General features: G+C 63.4%; 26 protein-coding genes and 2 tRNA genes. 14 read left to right on the top strand and 14 right to left on the bottom strand.

The features are described from left to right. Positions 1 to 75 precede the first annotated feature (75 nt). Together HNQ40_RS10490 and HNQ40_RS10485 are read right to left on the bottom strand one after the other, a co-directional pair. Positions 76 to 990 (bottom strand): sugar phosphate isomerase/epimerase family protein, encoded by a 915-nt coding sequence (locus HNQ40_RS10490; protein WP_221435480.1) that lies wholly within the window; start codon positions 988 to 990, stop codon positions 76 to 78. Between the two features lie 50 nt (positions 991 to 1,040). Continuing rightward, positions 1,041 to 1,754: an SDR family NAD(P)-dependent oxidoreductase gene (locus HNQ40_RS10485; protein ID WP_184677788.1), complete on the bottom strand. Its 714-nt coding sequence runs from the start codon at positions 1,752 to 1,754 to the stop codon at positions 1,041 to 1,043. A gap of 113 nt (positions 1,755 to 1,867) precedes the next feature. Here HNQ40_RS10485 and HNQ40_RS10480 point away from each other — a divergent pair, with 113 nt between their 5' ends. Both HNQ40_RS10480 and HNQ40_RS10475 read left to right on the top strand, forming a co-directional pair. After that, entirely contained in the window at positions 1,868 to 2,935 is a 1,068-nt protein-coding gene (locus tag HNQ40_RS10480) for a Gfo/Idh/MocA family protein (protein ID WP_184677787.1), read from the top strand. Between the two features lie 104 nt (positions 2,936 to 3,039). Then, a complete protein-coding gene (locus HNQ40_RS10475) occupies positions 3,040 to 4,848 on the top strand; it encodes a tetratricopeptide repeat protein (RefSeq protein ID WP_184677786.1) in 1,809 nt (602 codons plus the stop codon). Positions 4,849 to 4,866: 18 nt separating this feature from the next. Here the strand turns inward: HNQ40_RS10475 and HNQ40_RS10470 are convergent, their stop codons facing one another. The 3 genes from HNQ40_RS10470 to HNQ40_RS10460 form a co-directional block, all read right to left on the bottom strand. Then, positions 4,867 to 6,939, bottom strand: coding sequence for a hypothetical protein (locus HNQ40_RS10470; RefSeq protein WP_184677785.1), 2,073 nt, complete (start codon positions 6,937 to 6,939; stop codon positions 4,867 to 4,869). 213 nt (positions 6,940 to 7,152) lie between these two features. Further along, the gene (locus HNQ40_RS10465) at positions 7,153 to 8,445 is read right to left on the bottom strand and encodes an ABC transporter permease (RefSeq protein WP_184677784.1); all 1,293 of its coding nucleotides are present in this window, start codon (positions 8,443 to 8,445) and stop codon (positions 7,153 to 7,155) included. Between the two features lie 170 nt (positions 8,446 to 8,615). Next, positions 8,616 to 9,665 (bottom strand): LacI family DNA-binding transcriptional regulator, encoded by a 1,050-nt coding sequence (locus HNQ40_RS10460; RefSeq protein ID WP_184677783.1) that lies wholly within the window; start codon positions 9,663 to 9,665, stop codon positions 8,616 to 8,618. 175 nt (positions 9,666 to 9,840) lie between these two features. Here HNQ40_RS10460 and HNQ40_RS10455 point away from each other — a divergent pair, with 175 nt between their 5' ends. Next, a complete protein-coding gene (locus tag HNQ40_RS10455; protein WP_184677782.1) occupies positions 9,841 to 10,125 on the top strand; it encodes a hypothetical protein in 285 nt (94 codons plus the stop codon). Between the two features lie 117 nt (positions 10,126 to 10,242). Then, a complete protein-coding gene (locus HNQ40_RS10450; protein ID WP_184677781.1) occupies positions 10,243 to 11,154 on the top strand; it encodes a phytanoyl-CoA dioxygenase family protein in 912 nt (303 codons plus the stop codon). Between the two features lie 68 nt (positions 11,155 to 11,222). On the opposite strand, the gene rmuC is transcribed toward HNQ40_RS10450, so the two are convergent. Next, positions 11,223 to 12,599: a DNA recombination protein RmuC gene (gene rmuC / locus HNQ40_RS10445; protein WP_184677780.1), complete on the bottom strand. Its 1,377-nt coding sequence runs from the start codon at positions 12,597 to 12,599 to the stop codon at positions 11,223 to 11,225. 244 nt (positions 12,600 to 12,843) lie between these two features. Here rmuC and HNQ40_RS10440 point away from each other — a divergent pair, with 244 nt between their 5' ends. After that, positions 12,844 to 14,091, top strand: coding sequence for an ankyrin repeat domain-containing protein (locus tag HNQ40_RS10440; RefSeq protein ID WP_184677779.1), 1,248 nt, complete (start codon positions 12,844 to 12,846; stop codon positions 14,089 to 14,091). A gap of 9 nt (positions 14,092 to 14,100) precedes the next feature. Here HNQ40_RS10440 and HNQ40_RS10435 read toward each other — a convergent pair whose 3' ends face one another. The 7 genes from HNQ40_RS10435 to HNQ40_RS10405 form a co-directional block, all read right to left on the bottom strand. Further along, on the bottom strand, positions 14,101 to 14,466 hold the full coding sequence (locus HNQ40_RS10435; RefSeq protein WP_184677778.1) for a hypothetical protein: 366 nt from the start codon (positions 14,464 to 14,466) through the stop codon (positions 14,101 to 14,103). 269 nt (positions 14,467 to 14,735) lie between these two features. Then, positions 14,736 to 15,431 (bottom strand): transcription termination/antitermination protein NusG, encoded by a 696-nt coding sequence (gene nusG, locus HNQ40_RS10430; RefSeq protein WP_184677777.1) that lies wholly within the window; start codon positions 15,429 to 15,431, stop codon positions 14,736 to 14,738. Between the two features lie 79 nt (positions 15,432 to 15,510). Further along, on the bottom strand, positions 15,511 to 15,921 hold the full coding sequence (secE, locus tag HNQ40_RS10425; protein ID WP_184677776.1) for a preprotein translocase subunit SecE: 411 nt from the start codon (positions 15,919 to 15,921) through the stop codon (positions 15,511 to 15,513). A 46-nt stretch (positions 15,922 to 15,967) separates the two neighbouring features. Continuing rightward, a tRNA-Trp gene (locus HNQ40_RS10420) sits at positions 15,968 to 16,041 on the bottom strand. A 96-nt stretch (positions 16,042 to 16,137) separates the two neighbouring features. Further along, entirely contained in the window at positions 16,138 to 16,317 is a 180-nt protein-coding gene (rpmG, locus tag HNQ40_RS10415; protein WP_184677775.1) for a 50S ribosomal protein L33, read from the bottom strand. A gap of 120 nt (positions 16,318 to 16,437) precedes the next feature. Beyond that, positions 16,438 to 17,643: an elongation factor Tu gene (tuf, locus tag HNQ40_RS10410; protein WP_184677774.1), complete on the bottom strand. Its 1,206-nt coding sequence runs from the start codon at positions 17,641 to 17,643 to the stop codon at positions 16,438 to 16,440. Between the two features lie 170 nt (positions 17,644 to 17,813). Then, positions 17,814 to 17,886, bottom strand: a tRNA-Thr gene (locus tag HNQ40_RS10405). A 570-nt stretch (positions 17,887 to 18,456) separates the two neighbouring features. Between HNQ40_RS10405 and HNQ40_RS10400 the strand changes: the two genes are divergently transcribed. The 4 genes from HNQ40_RS10400 to HNQ40_RS10385 all read left to right on the top strand — a co-directional run bounded on the left by HNQ40_RS10400 (position 18,457) and on the right by HNQ40_RS10385 (position 20,799). Continuing rightward, positions 18,457 to 19,293: a hypothetical protein gene (locus HNQ40_RS10400; RefSeq protein ID WP_221435479.1), complete on the top strand. Its 837-nt coding sequence runs from the start codon at positions 18,457 to 18,459 to the stop codon at positions 19,291 to 19,293. A gap of 125 nt (positions 19,294 to 19,418) precedes the next feature. Further along, a complete protein-coding gene (locus HNQ40_RS10395) occupies positions 19,419 to 19,643 on the top strand; it encodes a NifU family protein (RefSeq protein WP_184679229.1) in 225 nt (74 codons plus the stop codon). 181 nt (positions 19,644 to 19,824) lie between these two features. Continuing rightward, complete coding sequence (locus tag HNQ40_RS10390) at positions 19,825 to 20,082, top strand: carbon storage regulator (protein WP_184677772.1); 258 nt, start codon at positions 19,825 to 19,827, stop codon at positions 20,080 to 20,082. 174 nt (positions 20,083 to 20,256) lie between these two features. Next, complete coding sequence (locus tag HNQ40_RS10385) at positions 20,257 to 20,799, top strand: hypothetical protein (RefSeq protein WP_184677771.1); 543 nt, start codon at positions 20,257 to 20,259, stop codon at positions 20,797 to 20,799. A 98-nt stretch (positions 20,800 to 20,897) separates the two neighbouring features. Here HNQ40_RS10385 and HNQ40_RS10380 read toward each other — a convergent pair whose 3' ends face one another. Beyond that, positions 20,898 to 21,821, bottom strand: coding sequence for an MTAP family purine nucleoside phosphorylase (locus HNQ40_RS10380; protein ID WP_184677770.1), 924 nt, complete (start codon positions 21,819 to 21,821; stop codon positions 20,898 to 20,900). Between the two features lie 106 nt (positions 21,822 to 21,927). On the opposite strand from HNQ40_RS10380, the gene HNQ40_RS10375 reads away from it, so the two are divergent. The 5 genes from HNQ40_RS10375 to HNQ40_RS10355 all read left to right on the top strand — a co-directional run bounded on the left by HNQ40_RS10375 (position 21,928) and on the right by HNQ40_RS10355 (position 25,954). Beyond that, entirely contained in the window at positions 21,928 to 22,893 is a 966-nt protein-coding gene (locus HNQ40_RS10375) for a hypothetical protein (protein ID WP_184677769.1), read from the top strand. Between the two features lie 139 nt (positions 22,894 to 23,032). After that, positions 23,033 to 23,689, top strand: coding sequence for an RNA polymerase sigma factor (locus HNQ40_RS10370; protein WP_184677768.1), 657 nt, complete (start codon positions 23,033 to 23,035; stop codon positions 23,687 to 23,689). Positions 23,690 to 23,706: 17 nt separating this feature from the next. Next, entirely contained in the window at positions 23,707 to 24,321 is a 615-nt protein-coding gene (locus HNQ40_RS10365) for a hypothetical protein (protein WP_184677767.1), read from the top strand. Positions 24,322 to 24,441: 120 nt separating this feature from the next. Continuing rightward, the gene (locus HNQ40_RS10360; protein WP_315852772.1) at positions 24,442 to 24,996 is read left to right on the top strand and encodes a sigma-70 family RNA polymerase sigma factor; all 555 of its coding nucleotides are present in this window, start codon (positions 24,442 to 24,444) and stop codon (positions 24,994 to 24,996) included. An 88-nt stretch (positions 24,997 to 25,084) separates the two neighbouring features. Continuing rightward, positions 25,085 to 25,954 (top strand): anti-sigma factor family protein, encoded by an 870-nt coding sequence (locus tag HNQ40_RS10355; protein WP_221435477.1) that lies wholly within the window; start codon positions 25,085 to 25,087, stop codon positions 25,952 to 25,954. The last annotated feature ends 43 nt before the right edge of the window (positions 25,955 to 25,997 follow it).

The following is a 25,997-nucleotide window of genomic DNA, read 5'->3' as shown; positions in this document are numbered from 1 at the left end:
CACCCCGCCCGCCGATAGCACGATATTGCCGATTTGGTGGACGATCCAAGCACCCGCAGGGGTGGCGATCCGGGGCTACTCGATCCAGGCGGCCACGCGGTAGAGGTGGTCCAGGGATTCGCGGATCTCGTTCAGCTTGGTGTCGCGTTTGGTGAAGTATTCGATCACGAACGGGCCTTGGTAGTTCTGGCTTTTGAGCTCCCGCAGCATGGCCGCCACGTCGCTCTGGCCGGTGCCGAGGGGGACGTTGTAGCCGTGGGTCATGTCTTTGATCTGTATCTCTACGATTCGGCCGTCGAGGGGTTCGAGCTTCTTGATGCACTCCAGCGGATCGAGGCCGGAGCGGGCCCAGTTGCCGGTGTCACCGCTGATGCCCATGTGATCGCTGAGGTCCTTGATGTGGTGGATCACGATATCGGGGTGCCAGTACTTGGTCGGCAGCGGGTGGTTGTGGATGCCCACACGGATGTCGAATTCCTGTGCCAGCGCATCGACCATCTCCAGCTCGTCGTACTCCGGCTCGCTGACGATCGCCTGGATCCCCAGCTCCTGGGCAAACTCAAACAACTTGCGCCAGTCTTCGGGGGTCTTGGCATTCACCACTCCGTAGTGGCGGATGGTGATGCCCTTCTCCGCGGTGAGTTGTTTGACGTAGTCGCGGGCCTCCTGACTCATCGTCGTGAACTCAAACTTTTCGTCGAAGCCGCCGCCAACGATCTGGCCGCGGTACGCCATGACTTCCTTGATGCCGAGCTTCTCGAGCTGGTCGGGCGCGGAGGTGAAGGTGTGATCGTTGAAGGTGACGGCCTGGCAAACGATGGTCCATCCGTGGGCTTCGAAGTCTTTGGGGCCGTAGGTAGTGGCCTCGGGCGTTGCGTCGGAAGGCTGCGGCTCGGCGGCCGGGGTGTCTTGAGACCCAACCGGCGGCGGTTCCGAAACCGCGGTGTCTTCACTCACCGCCGAACACGCGGTGCACAGCAGAATAGCCAAGCAAAACAAGGACATTCTGAGCATGAGGCTCCTCCGCGGGTCGAAGTGAATTACCACGCACACGCTTGGCCCTCGGGGCCGATGAACGTTCCGGTGTGGTCCATGCCGAGCGTGGCGATGGTGCTGGTCATCTGTTGGACCGCGTCGTCAACGGTGGTGGGCGCTTCCTTGCCGCCCATCTCGGTCTGCACCCAGCCCGGGCTCATCGCGATGAGCGCGATGTTCTCAGCCCGGAGCTTTTCGGACAGGCGCCGCGTCAGGATGTTCAAGCCGCACTTGCTCACGGCATACGCGTCCAACGGATTCTCCGCCCCCACGTTGTACTCGGCCGACGCCATGCCGGAAGTGATGTTGATCACCACACTGCCCGCCTTGAGGCTGGGCTTGATCGCCTGCACGATCAGCCCCGGGCCGACGGTGTTCACCGCAAGGTGGGTGGCGAAGTGCTGCGCGGTCCACTCGCCGAACGGCTCGCCGAGCGACACCCCGGCGTTGTTGATGACCACGTCGAGCGTCACGCCGTCGGATTCGAGCTGCTTGCCGAACGTGGCGATCGAGGTTTCGTCCCCCACGTCCAGCGTCAAGACCTTCAGCTGCTCGGGGTACTGCCCGGCCAGCGCGGCCAACGCCTCGCCCGCTTGCTCGCGGCGTGTCGTGGCGATCACCTCACCCCTCTGCTGGAGGTAGTGCGTCACCAAACCCAGGCCGATGCCGCGGTCGGCCCCGGTCACCATCACGCTGCTCGAACCTTCGGTACTGCTCAATGTTGGATTCCTTATGAAACGAGAAGAAAACAATATTGTAAACAATCCGCCCGTCCGCTTTGGCCATCTAAAAACCGTTTCTCGCCGGGTCGGATTCTGATAGAGTCCCGCCCATGAAGAAGTTCAAATCCACCAAAGACATCAAGGTCGGTGTCGTCGGCTACGGCGGCGCCTTCAACATGGGCCAGCAGCACCTCCAGCAGATGAAGAAGGCGGGCATGACCCCGTTCGCCGTCTGCGAGATCGACCCCGAGCGTCTGAAGGTGGCCGAGGACGACTTCCCTGGCATCGAGACCTACGGCAGCCTCGACGCGATGCTCAAGCAGTCGGACGTGAACCTGCTCGTGCACATCACCCCGCACAACCTTCACTACCCCCTCGCGGCCAAGTGCGTGAAGGCGGGCAAGCACGTGGTGACCGAGAAGCCGTTTGTCGTCACCACCTCCGAAGCGGACCGCCTGATCAACCTCGCCAACAAACACAACGTCATGGTGAGCACCTACCACAACCGCCACTGGGACGGCTGGATCATGCGCGCGGTCCGCGAGATCGTCGAGAAGAAAACCATCGGCGACGTGTACAAAGTCGAAGCCCACTTCGGCGGCTACGGCATGCCACGCGACTGGTGGCGCACCAGCAAGTCCGTCTCCGGCGGGGTGCTCTACGACTGGGGCTGCCACCTGCTCGAGTACACCCTGCAGGTCGTCGACTCGGACATCGTCGAGGTCTCGGGCTATGCCAAGAACGGCTACTGGGAAAGCCAGGCCCCCAAGAACTTCCCGTGGATCGGCGACATGAACGAAGACGAAGCCACCGCCGTCGTCCGCTTCGCCAACGGCTGCGTGGCCAACCTGTGCATCACCCAGCTCGACCCGGTCCGCCGGCCCCCGCTGACCTTCTACGGCACCAAGGGCACCTACATCATCAACCACTTCGGTTGGCAAGACGACCCGCAGCAGTGGATCCTGAAAAAGGCCAACCGCAAGCACCAGATCAAAGAGACCTCGGGCAAGCACCCCAAGAGCCGCGGCGACCTGTTCTACAAAAACATCGCCGAGTACATGACCGGCCAGGCCGACCTGGTGATCACTCCCGAATGGGCGCGTCGGCCGATCCACATCCTCGACCTCGCGGGCAAGAGCGCCCAGGCGGGCAAGGCGATGAAAGCCAAGCACGCCTGAGCTTACCCCCCTTCTGAATCCTCCTAACCCACGCCCAGAGCGTGGGTTTTTTATGGGCCAACCCCAAACCCGGCGATTCTGCCCCATAGGGTGGAGACCCTCTCATGCGCCGATCCCTTCCACTGGTTCTTCTGCTTCTTGTCACCACCCTGGCCGGCATCGGCTGCTCGGCCCAGCGCCATATGGAACGCGGCGAGGCCGCGTTGGTCGCCAACGACCCGGTCAAGGCCCGACACCATTTTGCACGCGCGCTCGAACACGATCCCAAGCTGATGCGTAAGGCCGAGTTTGCCGAGAACTTCCGGGTCGCGCGGCGCGACGCCGCCGTGGTCGAGGGCCAACAAGCGCTGCGTCAGCACCGCCCGTTGGACGCCATCGAGTGCTTTACCCAAGCACTCGAACACCACGCCGATTGGCTGCCCGCGCTGGAAGGCCTCGATCAGGCACACGCCGACGCGGCGGATCAATACCACAAGCGTGCCCTGGCGGCCGCCGACGACTCGGACCTCGGACGTGCCCGCGAGCAGTTGCAACTCGCTTTGGGTCATGTGCCCGATCACCCCGACGCAGCCGCCGCGCTGGCCAGCCTCCGCCTGCCCATCGAGCAGCAGCCCGCGTCGTACCGGCAAGGCCAGGCCGACCGCGCCAAGCTGGCGTGGGACAGTGCATTGGCCAATTATCGCCAAGCGGTCATCACCGACCCGCAGTTTCTCCCCGCCCGCGCGGCGATCGAACCCACCCTCGATGCGGCGGCGAGGGATATGCTCGACCGTGGTGCCCAGGCGCTCAAGGAAAGCCGCTTCGACGATGCGGAGAACCAAACGCTACGCACCCTCGACTACCGCCCCAAGCACCCCGAGCTGCAGCCCGCCCTCGCACGGATCGACCTGGCCCGAGGCGAACAGGCGCTCTCCCAGGACCTGCCCGGTGCCGCCCGCGTGTGGTTCATTCAGGCCCACGACCATGTCCACGGCCACGCCCACGGCAAGGCCGAGCACGCCAAGGCCGCGCAGCGTCGCGACTACGCCACCCAGCTCATCCGCAACCGCCACCGGCTGGACCTTCAACTCACCGCGCACGGCGAGGACAACCCCAAGCTCGCCGAGGCTTTGGCCGACATCATCCAGGACAAGCTGTCCCGCCACCGCCAGGCCGCGCTCGGCTTCGAGCCCGGGGGCGAACGCATCGCCATCACGCTCGATGCGCTCGACCTGCCCCCCGCGACCGTGACCGCCAAGCAGCTCAAGCACCCCTACACCGTCCACTACGACGTACCCAACCACGAGATCGATCGCCTCGAACACAAGCTCGCCTCGATCGACGACTGCATCAACGAGCTCTCTCGAAAAATCAGCCACCTCGAACACCGCTACCACATCCTCCACGCCCAACACCCACACGGCCCCGAATGCGGCTGCCCGCACGAAGTCCACCGCGTCCACCGCCAACTCGAGCAGGCCCGCTGTGAATACAACGACGCCCGCAGCGATCACCGCCGCGTCCGCCACCGCCTCGCCTCCACGCCCACCTTCATCACCAAGACCCGGACCGAGTACTGGACGTACACCCGGCTGGACCACCGCCGCACCGTCTCGCTGCTCGCCAGCTACGCCCTGACCGAGCAAGGCACCCCGGCCCATCCGCTCTCCACCGAAGTCACCGACCACGACGCCACCCTCGAAAACATCCGCCGCGACCTGGGCCTACACGAAGACCCCCTGCGGATGCGCAGCGACGACGACCTTGTGGATGAACTGCTGGACAAGATGTCCTCACGGCTCGCACGAGAATTGCGTCACCACCTCTCGCACCGTCGTGTCGATCAATTGCTCGCCGAGGCCGACCGGCTCCAAAGCAGCGACCCCGTCGCGGCCCGCGAAGCCCGCATCGCCGCCGAGGTGCTTCGGCCCTAGGCCACGACACACCGCGAATCACTTATCCATGTAATCCGGCAGGTTCGAGTGGATCACCGACGCAGGGAACTCGCCCGGCTCCGCGTTCTTCGCCAACTCGATATCCGCCCGGGCATACTCCAGCAGCACGCCCAGCCAATCGGTCGTACTCACCCGGGCCAATAGCTGCGGGGTGTACTGAGCTGCGGCGACTTGGCCGTAATCTTCCCAGTGCCCGACGGCGGCTTCCAAGTGAACGATCGCCTCTTGCCGAACGTCTTCTTCGCCGGTGACGCGGAAACGGTGCACCTGAGTCGAGCCGCGGAACTTGTCGGCGTAGTACGCCGCGAGGTACGCAAACGCCTCCATGTCCCCCAGCGTCAGCCGCAGCTCTTTCGACGGCGCTTCACCCACCGCCTGCCGCAGCGCCGCAACACCTCGCAACACGCTGTCCGACAACGCGTCCAGCTCGTCCGCCACATCCATCGGCGACCGCCCCGCCTTGCCGGGCTGCTCCACGTAGTCCTTGATCGACACCATGCCCCGTCCCCACATCGGGCCGAACTCAATGAAGTGGTCCACCGAGTGGTACCCCTCTTTCTTGCTCATGCACGTCTCGACCGACCACATGTGGTCCCAGTCGCGCCAGTGCGCCAGGTTGACCAGCGGCACGATCTGCGACGCGGTCTTCCAGGTCTCGTAGAGCCGGGCCGCATCGACCTGCGGGAAACGCTTGGCCAGGTGCGCTTCGAAAAACTCCCGCCCCAGCTTCCGGTCGTAGCCCAGTCGGCCCCAGAGCATGAAGTTGTACCAGTGCTTGTCGAACTCAAGTTCCCGGGGCGACTCGGGCTCGGTGCTGGTGAACTCGCGCGTCCACACGTAGCCGTCCGACCCCATGTGATAGCCCGCCAGCGTGGGCTCGGGCGGGAGGTTTTCCATGAACGCCCGCACATAATCCGGGTCGCCCCAGCGGAAGTTGAAGATGTCGTCGTTGCGCAGGTTCATCCACGTCGCCAGGCCGTTCGTCTCGGCCTCGTCGCGGAGCTGGTTGTTGAAGAACGGCGGATCGGGCATCGAGTACAGCCGGGCCCGGGCGTACTTGAACCCGATGTCGATCTGGCCGTGCCCCGCGTCGGTGTACTTGTCGATGAAGGTCTTCTTCATCTCGCCCAGGCCGGTGTACCAGACCCGGTAGATGAAATCGAACTCGCGGCCGGGCTGCTGCGCCAGCGCGTCCTTGATCCCCAGGCCGTAGGTCTTCCAGAACCAGTTGCCCGTCGAGTTTTCACCTTCGAGCTTGTTCTTCATGTGCTCGCCCGCCGTGATCCCGAACCCCTTGAGGTCGGGGTAGGTGAGCACCATCTGCTCCATGCTGCGACGCAGGTACCGCGTGGTGTGTTCGTTGGTCTGGTCCGCGGTGATGCCGTACCGCCCCTCGGCCCCGTGGACCCAGACGTTCCACGTGATGAAGTAGATGTCGATCCCGCGCTCTTTGGCGTAGCGCATGACGTATCGCCAATGCTCGATCTTCTCGTCCATGGTCATCGGCTTGATCACCTCGAACGCACCGGGCTCGCGCAGCTTCGCCTGGCGGTACTGGATCAGTTCATGGTCGTCGACCTCGAACGCCCGCACCGCGACGTCGGGCAACGCCACGTCGGGGTACTCCTCGAGCTTCACCATGGTCGTAAACGGGTGGTTGCACCACAGCGTCAACACGTTGTAACGGTGCTCGGCCATCCGATCGAGGAAGCCCTCCCAGAACGCACGGTCCCAGACCTGTTCGATGGCGTGATACGCGGCGTCGCCGGTGTCGTCGTAGCTCGGGGCCCGGGCGTCCAACGGGATGTTGAACTTCAGCCCTCGGCGGTGGATGTCGGGCGAAGATCGTTTGGCCGGGTTAAGCCCCAAACGCAGACTTTCCGCCAGGTCCAGGACCCCGTACATCAACCCGTGGTCATCGGTCGCATCGACAACCCAAGACTGATCGCCTTCGACATCCACGGGGCCCTTGATCACCGCGAAACCCTGCGGCGGGTAACCGTCTTTGCGTTGCACCAAAACCTCAACGCCGTCCGGGATATCGAGTCGACTGATCGCGAAATCAACCATCGCACATCGGGCTGACTCCTGAACGAAATAGTTGGAACGCGCTTCGATCTGAGCAGATGCTGGATCGGAAAAACCCACCACAACCAGCAGACACCAGACAGAAGCCCATAGGCGTAGCCAAACATTCATGACGAAACTCCAAGAAATGAAACGGTGGCCGAACTTAGAAAAGACCCATCGATTGCAAGACTGCCGGCTGTAGACCCGGCAGAGTTAGTCGTGCCGCAGGGCCACGATCGGGTCCTGCTGCGATGCACGCACCGCGGGGTACAGCCCGAACGCGATGCCGACCAACACCGCGAAGCTGAACGCGATCGCCACGGGCAACAGCATCACCACCGGCGGCTCGACGCCGCCGAAGTTCTGGGCGTACCACTGCAGCCCCAGCGACACCGCCAACCCGCAGCCCACGCCGATGAGCCCGCCCACGCACGACAGCGTGGTCGTCTCCACCAGGAACTGCGCCACGATGTGCCGACGCGTCGCGCCGAGCGCCCGGCGGATGCCGATCTCACGCGTGCGCTCGGTGACGGAAGCGAGCATGATGTTCATGATGCCCACCCCGCCGACGAACAGGCTCAGGCCGCCGATGACGATCATCAGCACGTTGCTGCGGAACTGCACCCGCTCGGCCTGCTCGATCAGCTCCAGCGGCACGATCAGCGACACGTCGTTCGTCTCGCTGTGTTCGGTGTCGATCAGGCGCTCGATCTTCGCCGCGACGCCGCGCACCTGGTCCTGGCTCGCCAGCTGCACGATGACTTCGCTGATCTCGATCTTCGTGCGTTCCCGGCTGCCCTGCCCCAGCGACTGCCGCACGTCGCCGAAGCGTGTGTTGGCCGTGCGTAGCGGGATGTGGATGTCGTAGTTCAGATCGCGTCCGACTAATGCGGTTCCCGCGCCGCCCGCCAGCCCGACGCGACGCAGCACGCCCACCACAACGAACCGCTGGGTGTCGATGAGAAAGCTCCCGCCCACGGGATCGTCCAACGGAAACAGCAGCTCCGCGACCTCCGCACCGATCACCGCGAAGTTCCGCGACCCGTCGTTGTCCGAGTCGGTGAGGTAACGCCCCCGCTCGACCGTTAGCGACGCGGCTTCCTGCAGGCCCGGCGTGGTGCCGAACACCGCCCCCGGCACGCTGCGGGTCCCCCGGCGGATCCGGTCGCCGACGCGTTTGAGTTCGACCATGCGCTCGATAGGCTGCACGGTCTGCTTCAGTCGGCGAACGTCTTTGCGGGTTAGGCCATACTCGCTGAGGCGGGTCGCCTCGTTCTGGCCCGCCACGTTGGAGCCCGGGGGCTTGACCGAACGGATGATGATGTTGTTCGCCCCGAGGCGCATGATGTCCTGGATGGCGGCGCGCTTGGTGCCCTCGCCGTACGCCGCGATCGCGACCACGGCCCCGACGCCGATGATGATGCCCAGCGCCGTCAGCAACGAGCGCAGCTTGTGGACCCACAGATTGGCCAGCCCCAGCCGCAATGTTGCAAAAAGAAAGTTCACGACGCCGGTATCTTAGCTCGTTCTTACGGGTACTTGTGCCATGGCGTCAGGAAAGGCCCCGTGGCCCGACGGCCGGGGTTGACTCAGCCGTGGATCACCGTGAACAAACGCTTCGGCGAAGCGTCGATCGTGTATCCATATCAATGTAAAAACGCCCTTTTCCGCCGAACTCAGGCGGGCGGCGCGGTCACCGAATCACGCTCGACCCAGGTCGGTTCGAGCAGTTTGATGGTGCGCTCAAAGACCGGGGTTTTCTTGCTTTTTCGGAACATCTCGATCCGCTTGAGAAGCAGCTCGGCCCCGTGTTGGCCGATCTCCCGGGGGTGCTGCCGGAGCGTCGACAGGCTGGGCGTGAGGTAATGGGCCACCGCTTCGTCGGCAAAACCAATCACCGAAAGATCATCGGGCAGGTTCAACCCCAGGCTGGCCGCGGCGCGGTAAACCCCGGGCGCAATCATGTCCATCGTCAGGAAAACCCCCGTCGGCCGACTCTCGCTGCCCAGCAGCTTCATCGCCAGCTCGGGCGACTCCGAATGCACATACTCCCAGCTCAGATCGACGACCTCGCAAGTCGTGTCCGCAACTGTCTTCAGCGTGTCCACAAAACCCTTGCACCGCTGGTACATCGGATCGGTCTCGTCGCCCATCGACAACACCGCCAGACGCCGGTGCCCCGCCTCCAGCATCTTCGTGGCGGCGATCTTCCCGCCGAGGTAGTCGTCGGTCCCAACAAAATCGATCTGCCGCTCGCTTTTGCCGCTTTCACCAACAGTTTCGGAGTCGACCGAGACCACCGGCACGTGCCGCCGCAGCGCCTCGTGCAGGTGCTCTTCCCACTTCGCTTCGCCGGTGGGACGCATCAGGATGCCATCGACCCGGCGGTCCAGCAGCGAGTGGATCTGTGAGAGGGCCGGGGCCCGGTCGTTGGGCATCAACGCGATCGGCACGTAGCCCGCATCGACCAGCGTGTGGTGGACGCCCTGGAAGATCCGGCCCTCGAAGCTGTCGCCGGAAAAGTTCATGAGCACCCCCACCGACATGGTCTGGCCCTTCTGCATGCCGCGTACGAGCATGTTGGGCCGATACCCCATCTCCTCGGCCACCTTCAGGACGCGTTCGCGGGTCGCCTCGGCGATCCGGCCCGGGCTGCCCATCGCCATCGACACCGTCGTCACGCTGACCTGGGCCTTCTCTGCCACATCTTTGATGGTTACTCGCATGATGATCACCTGTCCGACACGCCCCGTTGCCCCGTGACACAAGCAAAAGCAACGGTTTACGAAGATTCGAAGTCAATTGTAATAAGTATGCAGAATCGAATACAGCCTCAGGGCCTCGCGGCCCCGACGGGCCCGCCCGCGTGAACAGAGCCCGCCCACCCTCTACCATAGCGCCATGGCCGAGATCGAAGTTGGACAGGAAGTCGAGCACGCCACCTCGTGGGCCTACGACGTGACCGTGTTTGCCGACGGGCGGACCTTCCCGCACGCCGTCACCCTGAGCTTCCAGGACTACGACCTGTGGTGCCGCGGCCGGGTAAGCCCGTCGCGGGTGGTCGAGGCGGTCTTCAAGTTTTTGCTGGATCACGGCTCGGCCCAGGACATCCCGCCGAAGTTCGATTGCTCGGTCGTTCGACGGAAATTCGACGAAGCCGACGCCGAGTTACCCAAGCTGATCTGACGCCGTGGTTTGAACAAAACTTGGCGTATCGATTGTCAACGGTAAACTTCATATAGCTTTCCGTCTCACGCACCTCCGCGTTTCTCCGCTTCTTTCTTCTTTTCCCGGAGCTATTCCATGTCCAGCCCGTCTGCCGTATCCGTCGCCGACTCCGCCCCGATCGCCGCGCCGCCCGGATTCACCGACGAGCAGTGGGACACGTTTATGCGTGACGGCTTCCTGGTGATTGAGGACGCGATCAGCCCCGAAGACGTGGAGCGGTATCTCGCTTTGCACGACGCCTTCATCCAACGTCTCAACCGCCGCGATCCCGGCGGGTTCTTCAATGCGGAGAACCTCGTCGAGAAAGACCCCGCGTTCGTTGAACTGATCGACCACCCCCGGCATATCGGATTCGCCTACGATTGCTACGGCGAACTCACCAAGCTCCAGCAATCCCAACTCATGATCCGGCCGCGCGGCGGGTGGCACAACTTCTGGCACCCCGACGGGCCGCGGGGATTGCCCTACAACGTGTTTAGCCCCCACCTGCCGTTGCAGGTCAAGTTCGGCTACTGGCTCACGGACCTACCCGAACACAAGATGGGCAACTTCGTCTGCCTGCCCGGCAGCCATCACCAGGAATATCAGGACTTCTACGACACGCACGACTCGGTGCCCGGCGAAAAAATCCTCACCTGTAAGGCCGGCACGATGACGCTGATGCATAACGCGCTGTGGCACCGCGTCGAACCCAACGAGAGTGACATGGTCCGCAAAAACTTCTTCCTCACCTACAGCCCGGCGTGGATCACGAATCAAGATCGATGGCACAGCGACCCGGCCTGGCTGGACACGCTCAACCGCGAACAACGGATCCTGATGCGTAGTTACGACTGGGCTTACGACTGGGCCAAACCCAAAGCCGACCAGTTCCCCCTGTTCCTGGACCGCGATACGGGCGCAGACCGCGACCCCGACGTCTATCCCGACCACGTCGTGCTCGGGCGGCGCAAGCGGCTGACGTATCACGAAAAACGATCGTTGTGATACCCGTAGGTCAGGCCTTCGACCTGACACCGTCGACGGGGGTTTGGGCGTCAGGTCGAAGACCTGACCTACTCCTCGATCGCCTTGAGCGTGCGCGGGCTGGATTCGATGATCTCGATTTCGCCCTCGGCAGGAAGCTCTTTGGGTGAGTCGGCCCCGAGTTCCTGGAACTTTCGGGTCTGGACCATGACCTGCGACTCGTAGCTGCCGACGAACTTGTTGTAGTGTTCGACGGTCTTGCCCACCGCCTTGCCGAGGTTGTCGAGGTGGCGGGTCAGCGTGGCGACACGCTTGTGCAGTTCCTGGCCGAGGTCTTGGATCTTCTTGGCGTTGTCGGCGAGTTGTTCTTCGCGCCAACCCAGCGCGACGACCTTGAGCAACGAAATCAGCGTCGTCGGTGTGGCGATGACAACGTTGCGGTTCATCGCGTTTTCGATGAGGTCGGGCTTGCGAGACGCGGCGGCGTAGAGGAACGACTCGCCGGGGATGAAGAGCACGACGAAGTCGGCGGTGGCGAAGTGGTCCTGGTAACGCTTGCTCGACAGCTCGGCGATCTTCTCCTCGATGTGCTTGACGTGTCGGCCGAGGTTCGTGTCGCGATCGGCGTCTTCGGTGGCCTCGGCGGCGTCGATGTAGGCGGTGATCGGCGTCTTGGCGTCCACCACGATCTGCCGACCCCCCGGAAGATCAACGATCATGTCCGGACGCAGCGCACCCGAATCAACCGAGGTCTGTTCTGTGAAGTCGCAGTGGGCGGCCATGCCCGCGAGTTCGGCCACGCGTCGCAGCTGCATCTCGCCCCACTGCCCACGCACCTCGGGGCGGCGCAGGGCCTTGACGAGGTTGGCGGTTTCGTCGCGGAGTTGTTTCTGGTCGGTGACCATGGCGGCGAGGTGCTGCTTGAGTCCGCCGTAGGCTTCCTTGCGGTTCTTCTCGATCTCGTTGATCGCCTGGGTGGTCTGCTGGAGTTTTTCCTGGATGGGCTTGACCAACGTTTCGATGGCGACCTGCCGCTGCTTGAGCGAGGCGTCGGCATCTTTCTTCTCACTCTCAAACGTTTTCTTGGCGAGTTCGAGGAACTGCTTGTTGGATTCGTTAAGCGACTTGGTGGCGAGGCCCGCGAGCGAGTCGTCGAGCTTCTTGTGCAGCTTCTCGAGGGCTTCGCGGTCGGCGGTCAGGCGTTCGACCTGCTTGACCAGGTCGGTGTTCTCGTCGCGGAGCTTGTCGGCCGTGGCCTTGACGGACTGGGTTTCCTCCAGGCTCTGCTGGGCCACGGCGGCCTTGGTCTCCAGCTCGCGATTGGTCTCGCGCAGCGATTCGCTTTCCGCCTTGGCGTTATGCAACTCCGTGGCCATGGACGTACGGGCCCGGACCAGCACGCCCGCCACAACGGCGGCCACGAGCAGCAGGACGACAGCAACAGCGAGAGCGATTTCGAGGAGCATCCCTCGATTGTATCGCCCCCGCACCCCGGCGAACTCAAAACCGCGACCCCGAGCCACGACGCGACATCCGAATTTGCTTGCCTCGCTGATGGCCTTGGGTTACCGTTGGCGGTGGTCTTGGCAGAGACCGCCCGGTCCGCGGGAAGGATAGAGTCCATCTGCCACGCCTCGACGACGTTCTCACATTCCAGCTTTTCTGAGCCCGAACACGCGGACAGCGGGCGCGCATCAGAGGAGCTCTCTTATGGCCAAGCGCCGCCTCCCCCACCGTCCCGATCTCGACCACGTCCGACGCCAAGCGAAAACGCTGCTGGCCGACTTTCGCCGTGAATTCCCCGAAGCGATGGCGGATTTTTCGGAGTACCACCCCACCCCGCCCGGCCCGACCGAAGCCACGCTGAGCGACGCCCAGCTCACCCTGGCGCGTTCGTATCGGTTCCCGAGCTGGCCCCGGCTCAAGGCAGCGGTGGAACTGCTGGTGGCGATCGATGACCAAGACCTGGCCACGCTGGAGCGTGTGGTCCAACACCACCCCGACATCCTGCGGGAGGGCGCCCGAGGGCTGGACACCAGCGCGACCTGGGGCGTGCCGTTCGCTTATGCCACGGCGTCGGACCGGCCCCAGGCCGCCGCCCTGCTGGCGCAACTCGATGGCAAAGACCTGGCCGCGGCAAACCACGAGGCCCAGGCGATCGGGCTCCAGCAACTCGGCGAATGGTTCCTTGAACCCGACGGCCAAGGCGCCAAGCCCGGCGCGGTCATGCACCCCTGCGAGCTGTTGAATCCCGCGGGCCTGGAGTTTTTACTCGAACATGGCGCGGACCTGGCCGACGCGCACGGCAACCGCTTGGCCCCGGTCGCTCAGGTCCTGCGTACCTACAAGCGTGACCCCGAGGGCAAGCACCGGTGCCTGGAAATCTGTGACGAGCACGGGACGGTGCTGCCCGATACCCCGGCGATGGCGTTTCATCGGGGCCGGGTCGATCTGTTGGAAAAACACCTGGTAGACGACCCCACGCTACTCGAGCGACGCTTCACGTTGGCCGAGCTGTTCCCGCATGAAGTGGGATTCCCGGCCGAGGACCCCGGCGGGCTTTGCGGCACGCCGTTGGAAGGTTCGACCCTGCTGCACCTCTGCGGCGAGTACGACGAACTGGAGATCGCGCGTTGGCTGCTTGATCGCGGTGCAGATCCGAATGCGACGGCGGCGGTGGATGCTGAGAGCTTCGGGGGACATACGTCGTTGTTCAACGCGGTGGTGACGTGTGCCGCCTACGAGCCGCAGCGTGACCACTTGGCGGGGATGCTTCTGGATGCCGGGGCCGATCCTCACCGCCGGGCGTCGCTGCGCAAGGCGCTACTCAACGCTGAAGATGAGGCCGTACACACCTACTACGACGTGACCGCGGTGTCGTGGGGGCAGCGCTTCCACGGGAAACGGCTGGTCAACCGGGCGGCGCTCCGGCGGATCGAGGCGTTTCGGGTGGGCTGAGCCGAGGTGTTAGGCCTTGATGTCGAGGTGCTGGTACAGCGGGTGGCCGGGCGGGGGCGGGGACTGATCGCTGATATCCGGGGCTTTGTCGCTGCGCTCCGCAGCCTCCGGCTTGAGTGGATCAGGGCTTATGGGCTCGCCGTCGCCGTCGTGGAGGTAGAGCTGCTCGTAGCCCGGGGCCTGGTGGTCGGGCAGTTCGGCGTCGGGATCGTCGGCTTGGCCAGCGGACTGGAGGCGTTCGACGAACGAATCGGCGTTGTCTTTGGCGACCCGCTGCTGGGTGTTGCGCACGAGGTCTTTGTTGCGGGCGGTCTGCTGGGCCGTCTGGGCGACGGCCGCGACCCCTGTGGCGATGCCGGTTCCGATGCTGGACATGGGGAAGCCCCCTTTCGTCCTCCTGGCCGAGAACGCGGGTGGCGACGTACCGCCCGCCTCACGGTCTTATCGTCCAGAATCGCCCCACACTTGAAGGCGAGGGTTAATCCGGAAGCGTGGGGGCGGTTTTTATGGGGCTTGATCCGGGGCTTTGTCGCACCTTCGGGGCTCCGCAGCCCTCGGCTTGGGGCGTTTAGGGGGCATGAAAAAACCGCCGAAGGGTCGGCGGTTTCTTGGGGGCGGGAATGTGGAACCTGGAATTCTGCGAATCACTCTTCGATGCGTTCGATGATCCAGTATTCGAGTTCGACGGGGGTCGCACGGCCAAAGATGGTGACGATGACCTTGACCTTGCCTTGGTCGGGCATGAGTTCGTCGACGGTGGCTTCCATGTTCTCGAAGGCACCGGAGGTGATCTTGACGTGGTCGCCCTTCTGGTACTCCATCTTGACCTGCGGCTGTTCTTCCGCAGGCTTGGAGGCCATGAGCATCTTTTCGATCTCGGGGATCGACATGGGCGAGGGCCGACCGGCGGTGCCGATGAAGTCGCCGACGCCGGTGGTTTCTTTGATGAGGAAGAAGATGTCCTGGGGGATACGGCCGTCGTCTTCGAGCATCATCTCGACGAACACGTAGCCGGGGTACAGCTTGGTTTCGATGATCTTCTGCTTGCCCGCCTTGATGGTCTTGGTCTTCTCGGTAGGCACGAGGATCCGGTTGACCAGGTGGGGCTTTTCGGGGTCTTCGCCGTCGTAGCCCTCGATCTTGATCTTGCGGAGCAGGGTCTTGCGGACGCTGGACTCTTTGTTGGAGGCCACGCGGAGGACGAACCAGTTCATGCCGGGCATGACGAGTAGTTCGTCTTCGTCGATCTGGTCTTCGATCTCGGGGGACACGGCCGGGGCTTCCGGAGCGGGGGCTTCGACGGTTTCTTCGGCGGCGTAGTCGTTGTGTTCTTCGGACATGAAAGGTGCTCGGGTTGCTGGGTTGCCGTCCGGGGCTTGGTCGCCCTTTTGGGGCTCCACAGCCCTCGGCTTGGGGGTGTCAGTTGCCGGTCGGCGCGAGGATGCCGATCTGCAGGAAGAACCAGCCGAAGGCGAAGTTGATCAGGAACAGTAGGCCGGCAAACATGAAGGTGCCGCAGATGACGACCCAGGTCGAGCCGACGATCTCTTTCTTGCTCGGCCAGTTGACCTTCTTCATCTCGGCCTCAACGGCGATCATGAAGTCGACCACGTTGGGCTTGTTGAGCAGGAAGTAGATCAGCATACCGAAGCCCACAATGATGGCCACGGCGAGCCCGGCCTGGTAGTAGAGCTGGTTCGCGTCCGGCAGAAAGCCGGGCGAGATGGCGTAGATCCAGGCGGCACCGGCGAGCACCAGTGTGCCCGCGCCCACGGCCGACAGCACGCGGGTCCAGTAGCCTTGTCCGGGTTTGTAGATCGGTAATCCCATGGTATTCACTGCTCGTTACGCTCAGCCGCAAGCGGCCATCTCAAAACACGGGTGGAGGGACTCGAACCCACGACCTGCGGATTTGGAATCCGCTGCTCTAGCCAACTGAGCTACACCCGTAGGGGTTCATTTGGCGATTTCGTGATTTGGCGATTGAGCTATTGACTTGGTTTTCAAAATCACCAAATCGCTAAATCACAAAATCGCCAAATCAAATCACTTACGCTTGATCTTGTGCAGGGTGTGCTTGCGCAGGCGGGGCGAGTACTTCTTCAGGCCGGCTTTGAGCTTCTCGGGCATGCCGCCCTTGACGTTCACCGGGGTGCGGTAGTTCAGGTCGCCGCACTCGGTGCACTGCAGCCAGACGAACTCGACGGCTTCTTTGGACTTGGCCATGACGTTAACTTTCGGTCGGGGCTTCTAGGAAAGACCGCCGAGGACATCGGCGGCGTTGTACGGTTCGATTCGAAAAACGTGTCGGCGACGTTTCCACCGCCGACACGACGGGATTTCACATTACTCGGTGATGGCGGTGACGACGCCGGCACCCACGGTGCGGCCGCCTTCACGGACGGCGAAGCGGACGCCTTCTTCCATCGCGATGGGCTTCTCACCGAGGTCAACGTTGACCTTGATGTTGTCGCCGGGCATGGCCATCTCGGCGCCGCCGGTCAGCTCGATCGCACCGGTCACGTCGGTGGTGCGGAAGTAGAACTGGGGCTTGTAGCCGGAGAAGAACGGGCTGGTGCGGCCGCCCTCTTCCTTGGTGAGGATGTAGATCTCAGCCTCGAACTTCTTGTGAGGGGTGATCGACTTGGGAGCCGCGAGGACCTGACCACGCTGGACGTCGCTCTTCTCGATACCACGGAGCAGGGCACCGCAGTTGTCGCCGGCGATCGCCGAGTCCAGGGTCTTGTTGAACATCTCAACGCCGGTCACGGTGGTTTCCTGGGTGTCACCCAGACCCACGATCTCGACCTTGTCGCCGACCTTAACTTCGCCACGCTCCACACGGCCGGTGGCAACGGTACCACGACCCTTGATGGAGAAGACGTCTTCGATGGACATCAGGAAGGGCTTGTCGGTTTCACGCTCGGGCTCGGGGATCCAGGTGTCGATGGCGTCCATGAGGTCGCCGATGCACTTGGAAGCTTCGGGGTCCGAGGGGTTTTGCAGCGCGGGGAAGGCGGCACCCTTGATGATGGGGGTGTCTTCTTCGAAGTCGTACTTGGTGAGCAGCTCTTGGACTTCCATTTCGACGAGGTCCAGCAGCTCTTCGTCGTCGACGAGGTCGACCTTGTTCAGGAAGACGACCAGCTTGGGCACGTTCACCTGACGGGCGAGCAGGACGTGCTCTTTGGTTTGGGGCATGGGGCCGTCGGCGGCCGAGACCACGAGGATGCCGCCGTCCATTTGGGCGGCACCGGTGATCATGTTCTTGACGAAGTCGGCGTGGCCGGGGCAGTCGACGTGGGCGTAGTGACGGTTGTCGGTCTCGTACTCGACGTGCGAGGTCGAGATGGTGACGATCTTGGTGGCGTCACGGCGGCCGTCCGAAGCCGAAGCCTTGGCGACGTCGTCGTAGCTGATGTGGTCGGCCAGACCCTTGGCGCCTTGGACGGCGGTGATGGCCGCGGTCAGCGTGGTCTTGCCGTGGTCAACGTGGCCGATCGTGCCGACGTTGCAGTGCGGTTTGGTCCGTTCGAAAACACCTTTAGCCATTTGAAAAACTCTCCGTGGTTCAGTGGTCGGTGACCACGTGTTCATTTTTGATTTTTGATTGATGATTTTTGATTTGGCTACACCGCCAACCGTCCATCATTTTTGTCTTGTTGCAATCAAAAATCCTAAATCAAAAATCGAGTCAGACGTTCGAGATTCGCTCTCGAAAAAGCCACCCATGGGACTTGAACCCACGACCTCACCCTTACCAAGGGTGCGCTCTACCAACTGAGCTAGGGCGGCATACCCGGCTGTTTGCTTCGTCCTCCAGGATCGAACACCGCAGAAGAGCGGCAAAAACAGCCAAAAAAATCTATTCGGTTGTCAGGCCCAATCTTGTTGAGCCGGCACCTCACGCTGCCGTGAAACGCCTCGATTCGACGCGACCTTCGCGGTCGCGGGCTGAGCAATGTAGCGGCTTGCCCCCGATTGACAAGGGGCGTCGAGTCGGTTTTGTGACCAACACGCGCCCCATAAATGGACGGTCAAACTCACTAGCAACTCAGCCGAAGCCAAATCGTCGGGAAAAAGTAACAAGAACCGGCCGGCAAGTCAAACCCACGACGCCCATCGGTGAACGAAATTCTGTACAAATCGGCCGCCCCGCTCCCGGCAGCTCGGACGCCGGCCTCGGGCTCGGGTTTTTCACCCAATCAAGCCAACAATCCATACCTAAAGCTTGTTGTTATTCGGGGTTATGCGATATCCTTTAGAACATTAACAGGATATCCCCGGGACGGACCCCGCTGAACGGACTTCAATCGGCTTCCGGACCCTTCCATGCCTCGCTCCCGGACCCAACACGCTTTTTCCGTGATTTTCGCCGTCGTGATGGCCGGGCTATGCCACAGCCCCGCATTAGCCGCCCCCTACATCAGCGAGATCATCCTCCCCGCCCATGGCACCACGGGCGTGGAAATCGACGGCCTCGACGCGGCCGGAGCCACACTGCTCATCCTCAACGCCAGCCGGGAACGTCTCAGTGTGCAGCACGCGATCACCCTGCCCCCGGCCGACCAGACCCCGAGCGGCAGAGGCCTGGCCCTGATCACCGGGCTCGGATGGGCCGCCGCGATCCCGGGCGGAACCCTGCAAGCCGCGGTCGTCGAGATGGATGACGCTTTGTTTTCCGACGCCCTGCCGGTGGCCCTCGTGCTGATCCACGGACAAGGCACGTTCAACCCGGGCCTTTCGCTCGGCTCGGGCAGCGCGATCTCGGGGATCACGCCCGACACGCCGATCGCCGACTGGATCAACTTCGGCAGTGGGACCGATACCCAGGCCCGAGCCGTGGTTCAAGGGCCGAGCGTAGCGGCCATCCAAGCCCTCGGGATCGCGGACCTGCCCCGCCCGACCTCCGGGACCGCGGATGTGACCGCGTTGGCCCGTGCCTTGACCGAGGATGGCCCCGCGTTGGATCGACTTGTTGGTGGGACTTCGGCGGGGTACGACGCCGAGGACTTGGGACTGCGAGACTTTGCGTTCACCCCCGGCCAGCAGAACCCATTGGTCTCAGCCCTCGACGAAGAACCCGGCCACACGCCCGAGCCCGGCGTCGGAGCGTGCCTAGCCCTCGGCGTGTTTCTTCTGGGCTACAACGGCCGACGATCCTCGATCCGACCGCCCCGCCACCGTCCTGTCATTGTTTAGAACGTCTCGCGGGCCTATGATGAGAATGAAATTCAGTTCCGCTTTGATCGGCCGAGTTGCCCGCCCAAACCATGACCCAGTCCCTCCCCCAGTACAACGCTTCGGATGTCGATGCCAGCCTGCCGCTGTTTGAGCAGGTGCAGGGCGTCATCGAACGCATCCGCCCGGCCGTGCAATCCGACGGCGGCGATGTCGAGCTGGTGGAAGTGACCGACGAGGGCATCGCCCGCATCCGCTTCCACGGCGCGTGCATCGGCTGCCCCTCCAGCAGCATGACCCTGCACATGGGCATCGAACGCAACATCCGCGAACGCATCCCGCAGATCACCTCGGTAGAGCAGGTGGACTGACCTCTTAAGCAACGCACGGCCAGCCTCCGCACGTGGCGCGAGGCGCCCGGGAGAAGGAAGACCTCTCTGGGACACGGCCGCCAACTTTGACTACGCCCTGCGGAATCCAATGCCGCGGGCGGTTGTTTCGTAACCCCACGTGGCACGCGTCGGAACGTGCTCGGGGACAGGAGGTCCAGTCATGCTCGCACTCACCCGCCGAATCGGAGAAGAGGTCGTCCTGGGCGACCCCAACGCCCCCCTGGGCCGTATCCGCGTCGTGGACATCCACGGCGACAAGGTCCGTCTCGCCTTCGACTTCCCCCGTGAAGTCGAGATCAACCGCAAAGAACTCGCGGATGAGAAGCGGCGCGAATCACAAGCGCCGCCACCGCCGCCGGAGGAAGGCGTCGAGGATGAGAATACGGATGGCGACGTTCAATCTGGTGACAAGGATTAGTTTTGAGGTGTTTGGATCCGGGGCTTTGTCGCCCCGTTGGGGCTCCGTAGCCCTCGGCTTCGTGATCTCAAACCCCTAAGCGGTGGGCTGCGGAGCGCAGCGACAAAGCCCCGGATCACGCCCTTCTCCCCTTCCCCTTCTGCCCCTTCTGTTTCCCCTTCCGGAGGACAACCTATGCCCGCGTGGCACGACTGGTGGCACCTCTGCCTCCACACCCACGGCACCTGGCTCCACGGCGACCCACGCGGCTTCCGCAATCGCAACCACCGCGTGCATTCCTCCGGGGATTACAAACATCCCCCGCCGCAGGGGGAACACGCCGGGCTACATCGATACCACCAAGAACGCAGCGGGGACGCGGTTGTGATTCCGCCATCATTGCGAGTACAGGTCGGCGAGGGGTTGCTACGCAAAATCAACAAGATCGATCTGTCCACACTCGCGATCGCCGTTGGTACGACACACACGCATGTGCTTTGCAAAGTGCCCGGCGAGTATCAAGCCGCGAAGGCCATCCAGAGCACCCTCAAGCAAGCAGGCTCGCGTGCGGTGAGTGAACAAATGTCCGGAAGGATTTGGGCGGCGGGTGGAAAGCCGATCGAGATCAAGAACCGGGGACATCAGGTCGCTGTGCTGGGGTACATCATTCAGCATCAGCGCGAGGGGGCTTGGGTGTGGGAGTTTAAGAATGGGGTGGTTCACGACCCGAGTGTTTGATCCGGGGCTTTGTCGCTTCGCTCCGCAGCCCTCGGCTTGATTGCGCAACCTAAGCCGAGGGCTGCGGAGTACCGGAGGTGCGACAAAGCCCCGGATCCCTACTCAAAATACTTCCCCCACAACACCTCAAGTCGCTTCACCTCCTCGGGATCAACCTTCGACTTGTCCGACCAGATCCCCAGCGCAAGAGCGGTGTGTGCGGGGCTGGGTTGATCACGGAGCATCGACAGATCAGCCAACGCAGCCTTCATCAGCGCGATCCCCGCGGCACTGGCTTTCTTGAGGTTGCCGATGATCTCTTGCAGCAGTTCGTGCTGGTCGCCTTCGTGGGGTTTCCAACAGTCGTAGTCGGTCGGCAATCCGATCAACGCATAGGCCAGCTCGGCCTCACGCGCGAGCTTGGCTTCGGGCATCACGGTCATGCCGATGAGGTCGCCGCCGAGTTGGCGGTGCCATTCGCTCTCGGCCTTCGTCGAGAAGACCGGGCCCTCCATGCACACATACGTCCCGCCGTCGTGGATGTTGAGGTCGGTGTCGAGGCGCTGCGCCGCGTCGAGCAGCCACCGCCGCATCACCGGGCAGAACGGAGAGGAAAACTCGACGTGCACCGCGGCCTTCTCGAAGAAAGTGTTGGGCCGTTTGTAGGTCTTGTCCACCACCTGATCGACGATGACCAGCTCGCCGGGCTGCAGGTGTTCCCGCAGCGAACCCGTCGCGCCGCTCGCCAGGAGGTGCGTGACGCCCAGGGCTTTCATGGCGTAGATGTTCGCCCGGTACGGCACGGCCGTGGGGTTCAGCACGTGGCCCGGCCCGTGGCGTTGCAATAGGAAGACCTCCACACCCGACCATTCCACGGCCGTGATCGGACCGCTGGGTTTGCCGAAGGGCGTGTCGATTTCGTGGGTGGTTTTGACGACCTGGTCGGCGGGGTCGGTGCCGGGGGCGTCGAACATGTCGCCCAGGCCGCTGCCGCCGATGATGCCGATTTTGAGGGGTTGGTCTTGGGTGGGGCTGTCGTTCATGGGAGCATGGTAGCCGTGGTGGTAACGGTCGTGGGGTGGCCGCCGTATACCCGACGGCGACCTCGCCATACCATTGCTTTATCCCCATTTATGATTGGATTCTCATATGAAACGCTTTCTCACCACCCTGATCGGAGCCGTGGCCCTGGCCGCGGTCCCGTTGGCCCCTTCGACTGCTGAGGACTTCCTCACCCCGCCGGACGCGGCGTGGGGCATGGTCCTCGACCCCGCCAAGGTCCGCACCAGCACCCTGGCCGCTCAGGTCATGGACCACTTCACCGTCGAACAACGCGATCAGCTCGGCGAGCTGATCGACGGCGCTTCCAACACCCTCGGCCTGAACCTCCGCGAGGACCTGGGCAAGATCGTGGCGTTCGGCGAAGGCTTCGCCCCCGGCGACATCTCGATCGCCGTCGACATCGGCTCGGCCCAGACCAACGTCGAGGGCCTGCTGCTCGCTTTGGAAAACTACGACTCCTACGACTACTCCGACCTGATCATCCACTCGGTCCAAAGCCAAGACAAGCCCCGGTTCTTCTGCGCGATCATGCCCGGCAGCGAAACGCAGTCCGGCGTGCTGCTGCTCTCGCCCGACAAAACCAAGACCGAAGAATTGGTCGACAAAGCGAAAACCGGGCAACAGGTCATCAACCCCGACATCCTCGGCGGCGACGACTTCTTCCGTCTGTGGGTCGACCGCATCCCCGCCGAGCTCTTCGAGGGCAACCCGCAGCAGTCCAACATCGCGGGCATGATCCAGTCGCTCGAAGTCGTCGGCAGCACCGGCGAACTCGACACCCAACTCGCGCTCAACATCACCCTGACCAACCCGGCCCGCGCTCGGCAGATCTACCAGATGGCCGCGGGTGGCAAAGCCCTGATCGAGCTCGCCGCGGCGAACGATGCTGATGCGGCGAAGCTCGCCGACCTGCTCGCCTACGTGCGTGTCGAGCAGCCTTCGGAAAACAGCAACCTGCTGAGCATCACCGCGATGTGCGATAACGAAGGCCTCGCGGCGGTGCTGGACATGCTCGACGAGGCCGGGGCGTTTGATGAGCTCGGTCTCGAGTAACGCCCGGCCATTTCTCCCGACTCCCGTGGGCCCCGGCACGACGCCGGGGCCCGCAACCGGTTTTTCGTTTCGCTCCTGTAACCGCGGCCGCCCGAGATTCGTAAGAGAAATCGTCGAGCCTTGAGGGAACCCTCCGCGTATGACCGCCATGATGACGCCCAGCCCCGTCACCCCACCCGCCGAAGCTGTCGAGCCCGTCGAACAGGACGCGGCCACCGACGAAGCCCTGGCGGCGCGGGTGCAGACCGGCTGCGTCAAGAGCTACGAAGAACTCGACCGGCGGTACCGCGTCCGGCTGATCCACCTGCTGCGTCGCCGCGTCGGTCGGGAAACCGATGCTGAGGACCTGGCCCAGATCACGCTCTTTACGGCGTACGAAAAGATCGGCCGCTACGACCCCAAGCGGAAGTTCAGCACCTGGCTCTTCACGATCGCGGTCCGCAAAGCAATCGACCACGGCCGGGCCAACGCCAAGCACGTCGCCCCGTCGGGGCACGAACCCACCGCGGGCGGCGACGCGATCATCGCCCTGCCCGATCAGTCCGACGGCCCGCTGCAACGGACGATCGAGGCCGAGCAACACGACCGCCGTTCGGAAATCTGGCGGCTGGCCGACGAAGTGCTCAAGCCCGCGCAGTGGACCGCGCTCTGGTTGCACTACGGCGAGGACCAAACCCCCGCCGAGGTCGCCAAGGCGATGAACATCAGCCGTGTGAACGCCCGCGTCCTGCTGCACCGGGCCCGCAAGATCCTCAGCGAGAAACTCAAACACACCCCGGCCCTGGCCGCGATGTAACCCCGATGGTGAACGCCATGAAGACCAACCCCGCCCCCAAACCCGACGTCCAAGACCTCGAACAGCAGCTGCGCGACGGTGCCCAGCACCGCCGATCCACGCTCGAGCAGCTCGCCCCGGCCTACCCCGTGGGCGACTACCCGCCCCGCACCGCCGAGGACCGCGCCCAGGCGACCGGGCCCGGCGTGGCCGCTCGGGTGCTGTGGCTGATCGGGCTGGGCGGACTCAGCACCGCCGCGCTCCTGGGTGTGGTCACGCTGACCCAGCTCGTGATGCCCGACCCCTCGAGCCCCTCGCCCGGCATCCTCGCGGCCGAGCCCCGGCCCGACACGCTGGGGCCCTCCGTCCGATCGCTCCTGGCGGGTCTGGGTGAGCTGGAATCCCAGATGGGCCAGCGGATCGACCCCTCGGTCGAATCCGCGATCGCCTGGCCCGAGCGCCTGAACGAGTTCTCCGTGGCGTTGATCGCTCCCGAAACCGGCCTGCAAAACCCGATTGAGCAAGAACTTAACGCCTTTCGGGCCGATCTCCAGACCGCCGCCGACCACATCCGCCAGCAGTGGCAACCCCAGGCTGAGCCCTCCCCCACCGGCTTCCTGCCGGGCGCGGATGCGGGTTCGATCACGGGCTGAATACGTTTCTAAGCCCAATAAACCGCGAAATTTGCAGACCTCGCTTCCTTGCGGAATAGATTTCCGAGGTAAGTAGTTATCCTGTCAGCGAAACGGCGTTCGTTTCGTGATGAGGAAAAGGTGTGGCACGTGGATAGTGAAGCGTTTCGAGAATTGGCGTTAGCCGAAATGGATGCGGTGTATCGGATGGCGATGCACCTGAGCCGGCACCCCGACGAGGCGTCGGACCTGATGCAGGAGACCTACCTGAAGGCGTTCAAGGCCGAGGGGCGTTTCCAGCTCGGGGAAAAAGGGGTCAGGCCGTGGTTGTTCAAGATTTTGCACAACACGTTCTACACCAGGTACCAGAAGAAAAAGCGGGAGCCCACGATCCCCGATGAGTACATCCATGAAAGCACCCCCAGCGAAGTGGACGCTCCGCCCCCGGCGTGGGACCTGGAGCACATGGACTGGCAACAGGTCGATGATCGGCTGAAGCAGGCGATCGATGAACTGCCCGACCAGTACCGCGAGGTGCTGCTGCTCTGGGCGGTGGAAGGCCTGAAGTATCGGGAAGTCGGCGAAGTCCTGGACGTGCCTCTGGGCACGGTGATGAGCCGGCTGTACCGGGCCCGCGGCATCCTCAGCGAGAAGCTCGCGGGGCTGGCCGAGGAACAAGGCATCGCGGTGAACTGAAACCCGCCGCATCGAACAACGAACCAACAACGGGTGGCAAACACCCCAAACACACCAACGGGCAGAAAGAAGCACGAGCAAACGAATCATGAGCAACGGCATGACCCCCCAAGAAGCGCACGAACTCTTCTCTGGCTACGCCGACGGCGAGCTGAACGAAGAACAGAGCCTCCGCGCCCTGGAGCAGATGGCCGCCGACCCGGCGAACACCAAGCGGGTCCTGCATCAGCAACAGCTCAAGCAGGCGTGCGGACGCATCATGGATTCGCAGGACATGCGGTGCCCGGATGCACTGCGTGACAAGATCTGCTCGATCGCCAACGAACACACCCAGGAACAGCCCGCTCCGACAAGCGCGTCGGTACAGGAACACGACAGCCCCGTGATCGGCCGCATCGGCCAATGGCTCGCCCCGATCGCGGTCGCCGCCACGCTGTTCATCGGGGCGCTGGTCGCCCTGAGCGTGATGAACTCCAACCGGGGCTACCACTCCGATGGCATCCTCACCGCCAGCCTCGCGCAGACTTTCGGCGAGCGTCACGTGAAATGCTCGATCGGTCAGTCCGCCCCCTACGACGGCCAGCTCTTCCCCGCTGAAATCGGCCAACTCGACGACTCGCTCGTGCAGCACGTCGGCCAGGAACTCGACGGCGCCGCCCTCGATCTCTCGACCCTGGGCTACGAGTACAAGCTCGCGGGCTTCTGCCCGCTCCCCGGCGACAAGTCGGTCCACGTCATGTACGAAAACGACAAGGGCCAAATGCTCTCGCTGTGGATCAAGGCCTACGACGGCAAGCCCACCCTCGACCCCGGCGTGCCCTACATCCCGCCGACGGACCACACCGAGCAGCCCATGATGGTCTGGCGTGAAGGCGACATGGTCTTCTACCTCGTCGGCGACACCATGGACGACGTCAAACAAGCTCAACCCTCCATCCACCTCGCCTCGGCGCTCTGAGCAACCCTCAACCTGACCCTCTCATACTTTTGCCGCTTGCGGC

The sequence above is a fragment of the Algisphaera agarilytica genome (assembly GCF_014207595.1).
GTDB lineage: Bacteria > Planctomycetota > Phycisphaerae > Phycisphaerales > Phycisphaeraceae > Algisphaera > Algisphaera agarilytica.
This window is presented reverse-complemented; position numbering and strand designations above follow the sequence as displayed.